This is a genomic window from Mesorhizobium sp. KR9-304, assembly GCF_040049215.1.
GTDB lineage: Bacteria > Pseudomonadota > Alphaproteobacteria > Rhizobiales > Rhizobiaceae > Mesorhizobium_K.
In genome coordinates, this window is record NZ_JBDZDN010000003.1 from 227513 (window position 1) to 242233 (window position 14721).

9 protein-coding genes and 3 pseudogenes are annotated in these 14721 nt (G+C 63.4%); 8 read left to right on the forward strand and 4 right to left on the reverse strand.

Features of this window, described 5'->3' with window-relative positions; translation table 11 throughout:
• The first annotated feature begins 26 nt into the window (after window positions 1-26).
• On the forward strand, window positions 27-1904 hold the full coding sequence (locus ABLE71_RS17330) for an ABC-F family ATP-binding cassette domain-containing protein (RefSeq protein WP_348784721.1): 1878 nt from the start codon (window positions 27-29) through the stop codon (window positions 1902-1904).
• Window positions 1905-1936: 32 nt separating this feature from the next.
• Here ABLE71_RS17330 and ABLE71_RS17335 read toward each other — a convergent pair whose 3' ends face one another.
• Together ABLE71_RS17335 and ABLE71_RS17340 are read right to left on the reverse strand one after the other, a co-directional pair.
• Window positions 1937-2731 (reverse strand): hypothetical protein, encoded by a 795-nt coding sequence (locus ABLE71_RS17335; RefSeq protein ID WP_348784722.1) that lies wholly within the window; start codon window positions 2729-2731, stop codon window positions 1937-1939.
• 126 nt (window positions 2732-2857) lie between these two features.
• A pseudogene (locus ABLE71_RS17340) lies at window positions 2858-3510 on the reverse strand (glutathione S-transferase family protein).
• 313 nt (window positions 3511-3823) lie between these two features.
• On the opposite strand from ABLE71_RS17340, the gene ABLE71_RS17345 reads away from it, so the two are divergent.
• Entirely contained in the window at window positions 3824-4966 is a 1143-nt protein-coding gene (locus tag ABLE71_RS17345) for a PHB depolymerase family esterase (protein ID WP_348784723.1), read from the forward strand.
• 170 nt (window positions 4967-5136) lie between these two features.
• Entirely contained in the window at window positions 5137-5877 is a 741-nt protein-coding gene (locus ABLE71_RS17350) for an SDR family oxidoreductase (RefSeq protein ID WP_348784724.1), read from the forward strand.
• A 66-nt stretch (window positions 5878-5943) separates the two neighbouring features.
• Here the strand turns inward: ABLE71_RS17350 and ABLE71_RS17355 are convergent, their stop codons facing one another.
• Window positions 5944-6597, reverse strand: coding sequence for a TetR/AcrR family transcriptional regulator (locus ABLE71_RS17355; protein WP_348784725.1), 654 nt, complete (start codon window positions 6595-6597; stop codon window positions 5944-5946).
• A gap of 344 nt (window positions 6598-6941) precedes the next feature.
• Here ABLE71_RS17355 and ABLE71_RS17360 point away from each other — a divergent pair, with 344 nt between their 5' ends.
• The 4 genes and pseudogenes from ABLE71_RS17360 (at window position 6942) to ABLE71_RS17375 (ending at window position 11978) form a co-directional block, all read left to right on the forward strand.
• Window positions 6942-9842 (forward strand): autotransporter domain-containing protein, encoded by a 2901-nt coding sequence (locus tag ABLE71_RS17360; protein ID WP_348784726.1) that lies wholly within the window; start codon window positions 6942-6944, stop codon window positions 9840-9842.
• A gap of 166 nt (window positions 9843-10008) precedes the next feature.
• Window positions 10009-11062: pseudogene (locus ABLE71_RS17365) on the forward strand (histidine kinase dimerization/phosphoacceptor domain -containing protein).
• Window positions 11063-11135: 73 nt separating this feature from the next.
• Complete coding sequence (locus ABLE71_RS17370; protein WP_348784727.1) at window positions 11136-11528, forward strand: response regulator; 393 nt, start codon at window positions 11136-11138, stop codon at window positions 11526-11528.
• A gap of 150 nt (window positions 11529-11678) precedes the next feature.
• Window positions 11679-11978 carry a hypothetical protein gene (locus ABLE71_RS17375; RefSeq protein WP_348784728.1) on the forward strand — a complete coding sequence of 100 codons (300 nt, stop codon included), beginning with the start codon at window positions 11679-11681 and terminating at the stop codon, window positions 11976-11978.
• 76 nt (window positions 11979-12054) lie between these two features.
• Here the strand turns inward: ABLE71_RS17375 and ABLE71_RS17380 are convergent.
• Window positions 12055-13345 (reverse strand): annotated as a pseudogene (locus ABLE71_RS17380) (ImmA/IrrE family metallo-endopeptidase).
• A 664-nt stretch (window positions 13346-14009) separates the two neighbouring features.
• Here ABLE71_RS17380 and ABLE71_RS17385 point away from each other — a divergent pair.
• A complete protein-coding gene (locus ABLE71_RS17385) occupies window positions 14010-14693 on the forward strand; it encodes a hypothetical protein (RefSeq protein WP_348784729.1) in 684 nt (227 codons plus the stop codon).
• The last annotated feature ends 28 nt before the right edge of the window (window positions 14694-14721 follow it).

Here is a 14721-nt window from a genome sequence, read left to right on the forward strand (position 1 = left end):
AGCCGGGCCAGTGCAAAAGCCCGGCCATGCTGATCATCAACGACCTTTCGCTCCGGATCGCCGGACGCCTCCTTCTCGACCATGCCTCGCTGACCTTGCCCTCGGGCACGAAGGCGGGCCTCGTCGGCCGCAACGGCACCGGCAAGACGACCCTGTTCAAGGCGATCACCGGCGACCTGTCCTCCGAGACCGGCTCGGTCAGCCTGCCGAAAAACACGCGTATCGGCCAGGTGGCGCAGGAAGCGCCGGGCACCGAGGAGCCGCTGATCGACATCGTGCTCAAGGCCGATGTCGAGCGTGCGACGCTGTTGGACGAGGAGCAGACGGCGACCGATCCGCATCGTATCGCCGAGATCCATATGCGGCTTGCCGACATCGACGCCCATTCGGCGGAATCGCGCGCGGCGACCATCCTTGCCGGCCTCGGCTTCGACGACGAAGCGCAGCGGCGGCCTGCCTCGTCCTTCTCGGGCGGATGGCGCATGCGCGTGGCGCTCGCCGCAGTGCTGTTTTCGCAGCCCGACCTGCTGCTGCTCGACGAGCCGACCAACTATCTCGACCTCGAAGGCACGCTGTGGCTGGAGAACTACGTCGCGAAATATCCGCACACGGTGCTCTTGATTTCGCACGACCGCGACCTCTTGAACCGCGCGGTCAATTCGATCGTGCATCTCGACAAGCAGAAACTGACCTTCTGGCGCGGCGGCTACGACCAGTTCGAGCGCCAGCTTTCCGAGCAGCGCGAGCTGCAGGAGAAGGGGCGCGTCAAGCAGGAAGCCGCCCGCAAGCATCTGCAGTCCTTCGTCGACCGCTTCCGCGCCAAGGCTTCCAAGGCGCGCCAGGCGCAGTCGCGCATCAAGGCTCTGGAGAAGATGAAGCCGATCGCGGCCCTGGTCGACGATACGGTGAGGCCGTTCAGCTTCCCCGAGCCGGTCAAGACGGCGGCGTCGCCGATCGTCGCTCTCTCCGGCATCGATGTCGGCTATGCGCCGGGCAAGCCTATCCTCAGGAAGATGACGCTCAGGATCGACGCCGACGACCGTATCGCGCTGCTCGGCGCCAACGGCAACGGCAAGTCGACCTTCGCCAAGCTGCTGGCCGGCAGGCTGAAGCCCGAAAACGGCACGATGACGGTCGCCCCGGGGCTGAAGGTCGCGATCTTCGCGCAGCATCAGCTCGACGATTTGAGGCCCGAGGAAAACGCCTACGAGCATGTGCGTCGGATGATGCCGGAAGCGCCGGAATCGAAGGTGCGCGCCCGGGTCGCCAATTTCGGCCTGACAACCGAGAAGATGAACACGCCGGCCAAGGACCTGTCCGGCGGCGAGAAGGCGCGGCTCTTGATGGGGCTGGCGGCGTTCGAAGGGCCGAACCTCTTCATCCTCGACGAGCCGACCAACCACCTCGACATCGATTCCCGCGAGTCGCTGATCCATGCGCTGAACGATTTTCCGGGCGCCGTGATCCTGGTTTCGCACGACCGCCATCTGCTCGAAGCGACGGCCGACCGGCTGTGGCTGGTCAAGGACGGGCAGGTCAACCCGTATGACGGCGACCTCGAGGACTACAAGACGCTGGTGACCGGCGTCTCGGGCGACCGCCGCGAAAGGCGCGAGGCCGAGAAGGCGTCCAAGGCCGACCGCCGCCGCGAGGCCGCCGCCCGCCGCGCCGCAGCCGAGCCGCTTTCCAAGGAAATCCGCGCCACCGAGGCGCTCATGGACCGGCTGCGCAAGCGCATCGACGCGATCGAGGACCAGCTCGCCGACCCCAGACTCTACGAGAAGGACCCGACTGCCGCCACGCAGCTTGCCAAGGAGCGCTCGGAGCTTTCCGCGCAGCTCGCCCGCAACGAGGAGAAGTGGCTGGAGATGTCAGCCGAATACGAGAAGGCGACGGCGGATTAGGTAGCGCCGCGCTTAGGCCGCCCGCCGGCTGGCTACGTCCGCTTGCGCCCGAACCAGCCGGCGATGCGGTCGTACGTCCTTTCCATCGTATTGGCGCTGTCCTCGATGTCGCGGATGTCGCGCAGCGGGTCGAATGCGCCCTCCAGGATGTCGCCTGCGGCGGCCCGCGCGGCGTCGGGGTGGTTCGAGCCGCGACTCAGGATCTTGTGCGCCTGGCGGCCACGCTTCCACACTTCGCGCACCCATTTGTACTCGCCGCCGAGCAGGATGAAGAGGCCGACGACGCGGCCGAAGATGAAGAAGAGCACGATGCCGAGCACCTGCATGACGAGCGCGGCGAGGCTGCCGAGCGCGAACGTGCCCACTGCGAGCAGGGCGATGGACACCAGATGCAACCGCGCCTGGGAGCGCTGGTAGATGGAAAATGCGCCGGCGAAGCCGGCCACATAGGCCAGCAGGTAGACGAGATAGGCGGTGTCGTTGAGCGGGGCATCGAAGAATATGTACTCGAAGGTCTGCCAGGTCCCTGCGAGCCAGTTGCGCGGATCGATCAGATGCGCCGCGCTGCAGACCGCGCCGAGATACTCCGTCGGCTGGCTGCACGAGACGAAATGATAGTACTGGCCGGCGAGGTTGATGACGTTGATGGTCCAGAGATCGTTGATGATCGCGTCGGAGACATCGCGTAACCATGGAAGGGAAACGGTCGCCTCCACGATGCGTCCGAGCACGAAGAGCGCGACGGCGATGGAGACGAATATCCACTTGCGCCGGCCGGTGCGACCGATGCCTGACCAGTCCTGGAAGCGCTCGATATATCCACCCATGGCTGGCCCCCGACCGTCCGTGAACCCGCGAAATCCTATGCCCGGACCGCGCCTGGGTCTACTGGCGGCGCGACGCCGCTTTCTCCCCTTGTGTGGGATGCCGGGCGAACGGCCACATTGCGGCGCTCATCCCCCGCCCGAGGCCGCCTTGAACACCGCCTCTGTGCCGCGTACGCCCGCTTGAAGGCCGGCCGCGCTTCGCCACGGGCGACATAGTCCCAGAGCGCGGGAAATTCGGCGAGCAGCGCCGATCCGCCCAGCCTGCGCAGCACCATCACCATCATGAGGTCGCCGGCGCTGAACGCACCGTCGAGCCAGTCGGCATCGCCAAGCCGAGTGGACAGTTCGCCAAGCCGCCTGCGCACACGCTCCTCGAGCATTGGCAGGTGCTCCCCGTACCAGTCCTTGTCGCGCTCCGTGTATGTGGCGTTTTCGCGCTCGACGATCGGCGGCTCCACAGTGCTCACCGCGGCGAACATCCACATGACCGCCCGCATCCGCGCCTTCGCATCCTGCGGCAGCAGGCCGGCATGGCGCTCCGCGATGTGGAACACGATCGCGCCGGACTCGAACAGCGCGAGGTCGCCTTCCTCGTAGGTCGGGATCTGCCCGAACGGCTGCAGCGCGCGATGGGCGGGTCCCTTCATCTCGCCGAACGAAACGAGACGCACATCGTAGGGCTGGCCCACCTCCTCGAGCGCCCAGCGCACGCGCATGTCGCGCGCCTGGCCCCTGCCGCGATCGGGCGAATTCGCAAAGGCAGTGATGGTGGGGGTCATTGGCGGGCTCCGGTGATTGCATGACGCTGTCGGTTGCGTGACGTGTTCGATTGCGAGGACATTGTCGGGTTTCATCCAGAGGACGAACGAGCGGCGCGGGTTCCGACCAATTCGTGGGGCATTTTTGCGCGTGAAGGGCAGTGGCCGCCGACCTCTGCCGCGCCGATTGCTTCTCGGGCTCACTCGTTGGCGCCGCCGCATAATGGCGGGCAGGCTCGCTGCTGTCTTGTGATTGTGCAGTGCAGCAACGATATTGCTGCACGTACGTTGCACATTGCCGTCCAATTCCGGGCGTCAGGACAGGATGCCTGCTTTGCGAACAATCTCTGACACGATCGCGCGCCTCGCCGCGTTCCACCGGCAAGGTGCCTCGCAGCCGGCCGATGCCTCCGACATTCTGCCAAGGCTGACCGGTTTCGGGTCCAACCCGGGGGCGCTGGAGGCCAGATACTATCTGCCGGAGGGTCTCTCCAGCGAGGCGCCGCTGGTCGTGGTGATGCACGGCTGCACGCAGACCGCGGCAGGCTATGCACGGCAATCCGGATGGTTGCAGCTCGCCGACGAGATGGGTTTTGCCCTTCTGCTCCCCGAACAGCAACGCGCGAACAACGCAAACCTCTGCTTCAACTGGTTCCTGCCGCACGATGCGAGGCGAGGCGCGGGCGAGTCGCTTTCGGTCCGCGAGATGATCACGGCGATGGTCGCAACGCATGGCCTGAATCGGCATCGTATTTTCATCACAGGGCTTTCGGCTGGCGGCGCCATGGCTGCAACCCTGATGGCGGCCTATCCGGAGGTCTTTTCCGGGGGTGCGATCATAGCCGGACTTCCCTTTGGCAGCGCCGCGACTGTATCCGAGGCATTCGATCGGATGCGCGGTCATGGCGGACCCTCGCACCAGGAACTGCAGCAGGCGCTGCGCAACGCCTCAGAGCATCGGGGACCTTGGCCGAAAGTGGCAATCTGGCACGGCTCTGCCGATCGGACGGTCGTGCCCTCGAACGCGGAAGCTATTGCCGCCCAGTGGTGGGGTGTCCACCAACTGGAAGATGCGCCGACCCGTTCGGAGTCCAACGGAAGAATTTCGAGACGTGTCTGGAATGACGCCGGTGGAGAAGCCCTGCTGGAATTGAACATGATTGCCGGAATGGGTCATGGCACGCCGCTGGGCGACGGCATCGGCCAGGCGGGTCCCTACATGCTCGATGTCGGAATCTCGTCCACGCTCGAGATTGCGCGCTTCTGGGGTATCGCCAACGATCGCGGCACGGCGCGTGCAGGCGCGGCTGAGACATCGCGCAAGGGAATGTCATCCCAATCCACGGGACCGGGAGCCGAAGAGGCCGCTGGAAAGATCTTGCGACAGCCCGCCGCTCCGCAAGCGCCGTCGCGGGATCCTCACGGCGTCCGGAAGATCATAGAGGATGCATTACGAGCCGCAGGTCTTATGCGCTGAAGGCAGGCGCCGGGCCTTTTTTGCAGGCTGCGGCGGTTGCCGCGGACGTCTTGCCGATGCGCCGAACCGCTGGCGCGGCATTTCTGAAATGATCGCTATATAAATCGTTGACAACCCGCTCCGGCGCTCATAGCTAATTCTGTATTGTTCAACACAGAAAGACTGAGATCATGAGCGAACTGATTGGAAAACGCGCCCTGGTGACGGGCGGGTCGCGCGGTATCGGCGCTGCGATTGCATTGGCGCTTGCCGACAAGGGCGCGGATGTGGCGATCACCTACGAGCAGTCGGCCGATCGCGCCGCCGAGATCGTCAAGGCGATCGAGGGCAAGGGCCGAAGGGCGCTCGCCATCCGGGCCGACAGCGCCGATCCGGCGGCGGTCAAGCGATCGGTCGAACAAGCTGTAGCCGGGCTCGGCGGTCTCGACATTCTCGTCAACAATGCCGGCATTGCCCGGTTCGGCCCGTTCGTGGACCTCAGCCTCGAGGACATCGATGCGCTGTTGAATGTCAATGTCCGCGCGGCCGTGCTGGCCACCCAGGCGGCCATCCCGCATCTCGGGCAGGGCGGCCGCGTTGTCACCATCGGCTCCAACGCCGCCGAGCGCGCTCCCTTCGCCGGCATTGCCGCCTATTCGATGACCAAGTCCGCGCTCACCGGCCTGACGCGCCATCTCGCCCGCGAACTTGGACCCCAGGGCATCACCGTCAACCTGGTCCAGCCGGGACCGACCGACACGGACATGAATCCGGCCGACGGCGAGCTTGCCGACACGGTGCGCCCGCTGACCTCGCTCGGCCGCTACGGCTCGCCGGCCGAGATCGCGTCGACCGTGGCCTTCCTGGCGAGCCCCGCCGCCGGCTACATGACCGGATCCATGCTCACGGTGGACGGCGGCTGGAACGCCTGATCCCCGGGCGTAGCCGAGTACCGGCAGGGCGAAGGGATGGCGCTGCCGGTTGATGCCGGCACGCTGTCAGGCGGCTTCGCCCACCCAGGCGTCCCAACCAGTCATGGCCACCTTGGCGGCGTCCTCCAACTCGGCGCGGCTCGCGCCGTCGCGCGCCAGCACCGACATGCCGCTCTGCACCGTCAGGACGAAACGGGCCAGCGCGCCGGCGTCGACCGACGCCGGCAGCTCGCCGTCCGCGACGGCCTCCTTCAGCCGCGCCTTCAGGCGTTCCAGCCCGACGGCGCGCGCCGAATGCACCAGCGCGCCGAGCTGCTCATGCCCTTCGCTGCCGACCGACGACAGCGCCACCATGCAGCCGCTGGGAACGTCGGCGCGACATCCGCTCATTGCCGCCGCTGAATCCATGAGCAGCGACTGCACCGCCTCGCGCGCCGTGGCGGCCGCGTAAAAATTGCCCCAGAAGAGCGTCTCGTAGTTGTCGCGATAGTATCGCAGCGCCTCGGCGTAGAGCGCCTCCTTCGACCCGAACGCCGCGTAGAGGCTGGGCGACCCGATCCCCATCGCCTGCGTCAGATCGGAAATCGACGTCGCCTCGTAGCCCTTGGACCAGAACAAGCGGGTCGCCCGCGCGAGCGCGGTCTCGCGATCGAACTCGCGTGGCCGGCCGCGGCTGCGTGCGGCCTCTTCAACTTGCGCCTTCTTTTGTTGGTCCTGCATCCGCTTGCCGCGATTTCTGGATCGAATGACATATAAAGCCGGCGCCACCTTTCCGCAACGCGGTCGCAGGACGCAGGGGGTGGCTCACGGACATGCGACTTCGGACCCGGAGGCGCGCGACCCCTGACGGCGAACATGTCAATTCAGGTATTAGAAAAGTGGGCCGAACTGTAACATTTGATTCGCACAAAACAGCTCGTCGCCTGATACAAAACGAGAAAACTGCTATTGATCAGCAGAAAAAGACACAGTTTTGCTTGTATTTGAACAAAAAGCTGCATCGCCATTTCAATGCTTTGCCGTTAAAATTGGCATAGTCTCGTTCCAGGGCGGCAGAAAATATCATGACAATTCGTTCTTTATATTCCGGCGTGCTGCGTGTGCCTGCGCTCGGGCTTGTTGCCATGGGCCTGGGCGCCAGTTGCCTCACCCAGCCCGCGCATGCCGATCCGACGAGTTTCATAACGCTGGATTTCGGCACGACCGGGACATTCCTAACCGGCATCCGCGGCGACAACATCGTCGGCAACTACACGATCCCCGAGGCGGGAACGACCGGTGGCCTCTACTACAATCTGACGAGCGGCCTCTGGTCGGCGATGCCGGTCGCCACGCCCAACGGCGCCAACTATCCCGGCGCGACAGGCTCCTCGCCCTACGGCCCGAGCTTCGGCAATCCTGGAGGCGTGCTGCGCGTCGTCGGCAGCTACCTGACCGCCGAGTCGAATGGCTACGATTTGAGCTACCTCTATGATGCAGCGGCCGCGCCGGGAGAGGAACTCACGACGCTGGTCTACCCGGACGCCGGGACGCTCTACACCATCGCGCACAGCACCTTCGGCAATCAGCTGGTCGGCAACTACGACACCCAGCTCGCGACCGGCAACGCCTTCATCTACAACATCGACACCGAGCAGTACGTCACGAACAACAAGCCGGGCGCCATCAGCACCACGGCGTATGGCATATACGGCGACAAGATCGCCGGTGGCTTCACCGAGGCGGCGATTGGCGGCGGCCTCAGCCCGCAGCACGGCTACATCTACGACCAGGTCAACGATACGTTCACGACCTACGATCATCCCGGCCTCGGCGTCGTCGCGACCCACTTCGAGGGCATCACCGGCGGCGGCCAGCCCAACACCTACAATCTCGTCGTCAACTGGGTGACCGACGACGAGGTCGTCCATCCGGGCGTCATGCATCTCAACGAATTCGGTATTGCCACCTGGTACGAGATCGAGATTCCTGGAACGGTCGTCTCGTCCAACTCCGCCTATGGCGACAAGGTGGTCGGCATCTATACCGACGCGGACGGCGTGCACGGCTACGTCGCCACCATCGAGGGCATCTACAACCCCACCGTCAACAGCACCGAGACCACCTTCACCGACGAAAACGCGGCGTTCCTCGATGGCCAAAAGGGCGAAGACATCATCAACGAGGCCGACATCACGGCAACCGGCAACGGTGGCGTCGCCATGCGCGGCGAGACCTACGGCGTCTTGACCAATGAGGCCACCATCACCGCCAGCGGCCTTGCGGGTGCCGCGGTGGAAATGCATGGCAAGTTCGGCACCCTGCTGAATTCCGGCACGCTGAAGACAACCTTCGAAGCGGACGCCCTGCGCACCAATGCCACCTCCGAAGGCACCATCATCGTCAACACCGGCACCATCGACGGCCGCCTTGCTATGGAGATGGGCGCGGGCAAGCGTTTCGAGAACAGCGGCTGGCTGGGCGTCACCGGCACCGTGCCGTCGATCACCCACTTTTTCCAGGGCACCATGGTCAACACCGCCGCCGGCACCTATGCCGCGCGCATGATGGACGTCGGCAACGACAAGCTGGACGTGACCGGCGCCGTGCGGCTCGACGGCACCATGGCGGTCTCCTTCCAGACAGCAAACCTCCTGAGGAACTACACCCTCATCAACGCGACGGACGAGATCACCGGCGAGTTCGAGACGCTGACCCTCAGCGGCATACCGGCCCTGTTTGGCGGCACCCTCAACTACACGCCGACCGAGGTGACCTTGACCGTCGGCGGCGGTCTCGCCGCTCTGTCCGGCAACACGCCCAACCAGAGCGCGGTGGGTGCGGCCATCGACGGCATCATCGACGCCTCGACCGGCAATCTGCTGGACTCCCTGCCCGAGGCGCTTGCCCCGCTCTACGATCTCACCGCCGGCCAGCTTCCCGGCGCGCTCGACGCGCTCTCCGGCGAGGCCTACGCCAGCCAGCAGTCGGTGCTGATCGGCGACAGCTTTTACGTCCGCCAGTCCATCCTGGAGCGGCTGCGCCAGGGCAGCTATGCCGGCCAGCAGGGCCCCGTGGCCACGCTCGGCTATGGCGGCGCGGCGCTTGCCTACGGTCCGGACACCGCCACGCCCGATATGGCCGCTGCACCCGTCTACAACCACACCTTCTGGGCACAGGGTTTTGGCGTCAGTGCCGACTATGACGGCGGCTCCGCAACCGCCGCCGTCGACGCCACCATGGGCGGCATCATCGCCGGCGTCGACATATCAGTCGACAACTGGCTGGTCGGCGCCGCCCTCGGCTACACGCAGTCCAGCAGCGACATCGACGAGCTAGCAAGCTCCAGCGATGTCGACAGCGCGCTGGTGGTGCTCTACGCCGGCACCAGCTTTGGCCCGCGCAACATCAGGTTCGGCGCCAGCTATGCGTTCAGCCAGGTCGACGCCTCGCGCACCATCGCCTATCCCGGCTATTCGGAGCAGGCCAATGCCGACTACAACGCCGGCGTCGGCCAGATCTTCGCCGAAGTCAGCCAGGGTTTCGCCTTCGGGCAGGCAGCACTTGAGCCCTTCGCCGGCCTCGCCTACGTCCACGTCGCCACCGACAGCTTCACCGAAACAGGCGCTTCGGCCGGCCTGTCCGCCGACTCGACCTCGACCGGGGTCGGCTATTCCTCGCTCGGCCTCCGGGCCGCCACGGCGATGCAGCTAGCCGGCGGGCAGACACTGAAGCCCCATGCCGCGCTGACCTGGCAGCATGCCTTCGGCGATGTCACGCCGGAGGCGCAGATGGCGTTTCTCAGCGTTCCGACGGCGAACTTCACGGTGGCGGGAGCGCCCCTGGCTCGGGACGCGGCGCTTGTGGAGATGGGCGTCGACCTCGACCTCGGCGAACGGACCAGCATCGGCGTCTCCTACCTGGGCCAGTATGGGGACAGTGTGACCGTCAATGCGTTGCAGGCCAACCTGTCGCTACGGTTCTAGACGCAGCGCGATCGGCTTCTCGCCGGAACCGCGCGGCATTTAGTATGGTGCCGGTACGCGTAGGGTGTGATAGCGTGTACTCGTCGAGCTTGTGCTTTCCGGCTCGGCGGCGTTTCTGCCGAGTGATGACTCGCTCCGCGAGTCTCCGGCCCTTGAGGGCCACATCATGCTAAAGACCCCGACAGTGCATTTCGAGGCGGCGAGCACTCTTGCCGTTGTGGTATCGTCGAACGAACCGCTGCTTTTCCTGTCCGACGACCAGAAGGTCATCGCAGCAAGCGCATCGTTCTGCCGGGCCTTCGGGATCAACCCCGCGACAGTTACCGGTAGGACGCCTCGGCGAACTCGGGAATGGCGAATGGGCGATGCCCAAGCTTGCGTCGCTGCTGAGGGCTACCGCTTCGGGAAGTGCGCATGTCGAAGCCTACGAAATCGACCTCAAGCGGCCAAACCAGAAAACCCGGCAATTGGTCGTCAATGCGCGCACGCTTGACGACGGCGATTTCGACCACATTCGCCTGCTTCTGGCCGTAACCGACGTGACCGAAGCGCGCGCCCAGGCGCGGCTCAAAGACGATCTCATCCGCGACAAGGCGATCCTGCTGCAGGAGGTCCAGCATCGGGTGGCAAACAGCCTGCAGATCATTGCCAGCGTTCTCATGCAGAGCGCACGCCGGGTTCAGTCGGACGAAGCGCGCGGGCACCTCCAAGACGCCCATCACCGGGTCATGTCGATAGCAGCCCTGCAGAGGCAGCTCTCCACGTCCAGCGGCGGCAACGTTGAACTGCGTACCTATTTGACCCAGCTTTGCCAAAGCCTCGGCGCGTCGATGGTCGCCGACCCCGGCCGGCTCTCGATCAAGGTGACGGTCGACGACAGCGCCGTGGAAGCGGACGTTTCCGTGAGCCTGGGGCTTATCGTGACCGAGCTTGTCATCAACGCCCTCAAGCACGCCTTTCCCGATGAAAGAACGGGCGCGATCCTGGTCGACTATCGATCGTCGGGCAAGGACTGGACTCTTTCTGTTACCGACAACGGCATCGGCATTCCCGCGGGAAGCGATGCACCAAAGGCTGGACTGGGGACTGGCATCGTGGAGGCGCTGTCGAAGAACCTTGGGGGCGACATCCAGTCGAGCGATGCGGCCCCCGGCACGGCCGTCACGATCAGCCACCGGGACAGCGCCGATCTGCGATCCGACCTTTCCACGGCCGCTTAGGAACCGAATTGCTTCCGAAGCGCTTTACCATCGCAGCCCGCGAGGATCCCCGCCCTCATGACCCGAGTGAGCGATGAATAACGGCAAAGCGGTCGTCCTTGTCGTCGAAGACAATACACTCATTCGGATGGGTGCCGTCGATCTGGTGTTGTCCGCCGGTTACGAAGCGCTGGAGGCGCGCGACGCGGACGAGGCAATCCGCATCCTTGAGTCGCGAGACGACGTCGACCTGGTTTTCACCGATGTCCAGATGCCGGGCACGATGGACGGCATCAAGTTATCCCACTACATCCGGGACCGATGGCCGCCCGTGAAGCTGATCGTTGCATCCGGCGCCACCATTCTCGAAGAGAGCAGCCTGCCGGCGGGGAGCAGGTTCTTCGCAAAACCCTACGACGACCACACCATCACGGACGCAATCGCCCGCCTGCTTGCGAGCGGTATTGCGGGCGATTCTCCCACCTGATTCCTGCCCGGTGGCGCGGGCGGCTTCGCGGCCCGGGATGTCGCCAGGCCGATCGTGAATTCGTCATCCCGCCGTAGAGACCCTGGCCGCGGCGGCGCGCTTCATCCAATGCGCCTTCCGCCTTTCCCCCCGCTCGGTTACCATCGCCGCATGCAGCTTGATTTTCAGACCTTCAGGGATTCCCTCGCCAAACCCGAGCCTCCGCCGGGGCTTTCGCTCGCCCTGCAGGCGCTGTGGTGGGATGCCAGGGGCGACTGGGACAAGGCGCATGAGCGCGCGCAGGAGCGCGACGACGCAGCCGGCGCGCATGTCCATGCCTATCTGCATCGCAAGGAAGGCGACAAGTCGAACGCCGACTACTGGTACCGCCGCGCCCGCGCCGCCCCGTCGGCCCTGCCGCTCGACGCGGAATGGGAAGAACTGGTGCGGAGGTTTTTGGGGCAGGGGTGAGGCGGGATCAGAACTCGGGTTCCTCGCCCCCACAACGTGGGGGAGAGGTGCCGAGCGCAGCGAGGCGGTGGGGGGGTTACCAGCCGACCATGCCGCCGAGGTGATTGCCTATCGGTGACGCCTCATTTCTGTTTCTCTGGTCCGTTAACATTTTTGACTTCCTCAGTTTCACTTCGATGGCTTGCTTCGAAACCTGAAAGTAGTCTGATAGACGCGACAGCAGTTCATAGTAGGTCAAAAAATTACACGGTTGGTCGTCGACAAATATGTATCCGTGACCTCTATCTTTGATATCTAAGTCTAGGCGGACGCGCGCCGTTTGTTGCAGGAAGACTGCATCCGGTAGGATCAGTTCAGATGCAAATGAGTTTGCCTGATATTCTAAACGTTAATAATTGAATATTTCCGATTTTTCTTTTGTGGCAAAAAAGGTCTCTCTCAACAATTGTCTCAGAACGTAAATATCGTTCGTGGTCCAAAACAAAATGGCCAATCTCGTGTGCAAGTGTAAAGCGTTCTCGTGTCTGGAGTGAGTGTGCGTTTATCACAATCATTTTTTGATTAAAAATTGCGCTCCCCAATATAGAATTTCCGTCAATATCGACAAATTCACGATCAGAAAAATCCAGCGAAATGGAAAGGATCTCACAAATCGTGAGTTGGTCTACTGGACCATACGTGTATCCGGACGATTTAAGAAGTTTCTTAGCAGTCGACTTTATGTCTTCGGTCGACAAAAAGGGCACCAATTGATCAACGTCTTTGAGATCGTACGAAGAATTACCGGTCATTTCGAAGTCGAGATTTGTCACGAAATCGTCGACGTTTGAAAAATATTTGCCGTCGTGGAACCCCGAGAACTTCAGGGACTTTGTGGCATTGTCGTTCCGAAACATTTGGGCACTTAAAAATCCATTCTCTAAAAATCTACTTTTTCGATCCGCGACAATTTCTAAACCTTGCTTGCCGAATTTTACAATGCCCATCGCGGCATTTCTGGCGACCATCTCTGCTCCAGATTGTAGCCGCGAAGTAACAACTATGACCCCTTTGGTCGCATGCGGAAATATCCGGCCAATCTTCGATGAAAAGTCGTTGACGTATATTTCGGAGACGCTCGCGTCATGATTCTTGCATTCGAAAATGACGTACAGGTGGGGTGTATCGCTATTAGTTCGGTACAGTTCCAAAACGACATCGAACTCGACGTCTGCCTGGCGGTCGCGACAGTAATATGATTTCTTTTTGTAAATTTTGCAGTTTTGCGCTGTATAAACACCAAAAACGAGCTCTCCGCGATCTTTTTGATCAACAAGATAGCGGTAGAACGCGTCTTCCAGTTTGTCGCCCTTGCTAGTCGAATTCATAATTTGCCTCGACGCCAAGAGTTCTCAAATGCCGCATACATTGTACCTCGCAACCGGCGTTTGGAAAGAAAATTGATCCCGGGTGTGGTCGCAACCCGCCATGTCGGCGATTCCCAAACGAGCCGATTTCCCTTTGTTGGCGGCTAAGACCGGGCCTTCAGCAGTCGTCCCCGGTCCCGACACTCAAGTACGCACCCCGCCAAAACCATTTATTGTACTGTTCGCCCCCGTGGATAACCTCCCCCACATTTTTCCCGCCCCCAAGATATTTCCCCAATCCCCCAACCACTTACCTTTCCTCCCCCACGATTTTCTCCGCCCCATTTCATCCACGCCCCTCCCACCCCGAGCGACAATCCCGCCGCCTTGAAAGGAGGCGGCGATAGACTGGAACCTGGCAATCGAGAAGAACCGCGACGCGCTGAAGCGCATCCTGGCCATGCTCGTCGCCATGGCGGGGCTCACGAATTCTTTCACCTCCCCCTTGAGGGGCTTCGAGGCCCGATCTTCCGGTCGAGCCAGTGGCTCGACCGTCGGCCGAGAAGGCCGGGGAGATTGCGAACCAATCGGGGTCCCCGGCAATATGCCAGACCGCCGGGTGGGGGTCATTGCAGCGCCGCAACCCCCACCCGACGCTTCGCGTCGACCTCCCCTCAAGGGGGAGGTGAAGCTGACCCTCCCGCGCCATCTCCACCGGGCGATCCTGCGCCTCATCAGGCCGGCTGAATCCGCCGTGCGGCGGCTGATCATCGTTTTGGCGCGCGGGCTGGTGGTAACGCTTGCGCCGCCGCGCCCGCGCAAGGCGAAACCGTCCTCGATCTTCCTGCGCAAGCCCGGCGGCACCGGCATCTATCTGCCGCCGGGCGCCCTCCTTTCAGGGTCCCCCTTGCGGGAAGGGGTTCCACCCGCGCGCCGGCTATCCCTGCCGCTGCTCGATCCGCTGAGACCCTTCCGACCCGGTCCGAGACGGCCGGCGCAGATCAGCATTCCCCGTATCTCGTTTCCCGGCGTCGTCGCGCCGTCGCCGATCACGCCGCGCCTGCCGCCCGCGCCCGACGATCCGCTCGACGCCACCCGCCTTGCTCTCCGCCTCCAGGCGCTGGGCGCGGCACTCGAAGACCTGCCCGGACAGGCAAAACGTTTCGCCCGCTGGCGGGCGAGGAAACGCACCGGCCGCGACGCCGCAGGCGCGCAAAACAAGAGGCTTGCCCGCCGCGCCTGGCCGCTGCGTCCGGGCCGCGCGCCCGGCCAGCGTCCCGCCAACCGGCGCCGCCATGAGGTGTACGAGATCCTGAGCGATCTCCACTGGCTCGCCTTCGAGGTGCTGGAGCATCCCGACACGTCGTGACGCCGCCGATCCTCCCCTGTTTGACGCG

Bases quoted from the DNA above. Each gene is read 5' to 3' on its own strand.
- ABLE71_RS17330 (WP_348784721.1), top strand. From the start codon at position 27: ATGCTGATCATCAACGACCTTTCGCTCCGGATCGCCGGACGCCTCCTT.
- ABLE71_RS17335 (WP_348784722.1), bottom strand. From the start codon at position 2,731: ATGGGTGGATATATCGAGCGCTTCCAGGACTGGTCAGGCATCGGTCGC.
- ABLE71_RS17350 (WP_348784724.1), top strand. From the start codon at position 5,137: ATGAGCGAACTGATTGGAAAACGCGCCCTGGTGACGGGCGGGTCGCGC.
- ABLE71_RS17355 (WP_348784725.1), bottom strand. From the start codon at position 6,597: ATGCAGGACCAACAAAAGAAGGCGCAAGTTGAAGAGGCCGCACGCAGC.
- ABLE71_RS17360 (WP_348784726.1), top strand. From the start codon at position 6,942: ATGACAATTCGTTCTTTATATTCCGGCGTGCTGCGTGTGCCTGCGCTC.
- ABLE71_RS17370 (WP_348784727.1), top strand. From the start codon at position 11,136: ATGAATAACGGCAAAGCGGTCGTCCTTGTCGTCGAAGACAATACACTC.
- ABLE71_RS17375 (WP_348784728.1), top strand. From the start codon at position 11,679: ATGCAGCTTGATTTTCAGACCTTCAGGGATTCCCTCGCCAAACCCGAG.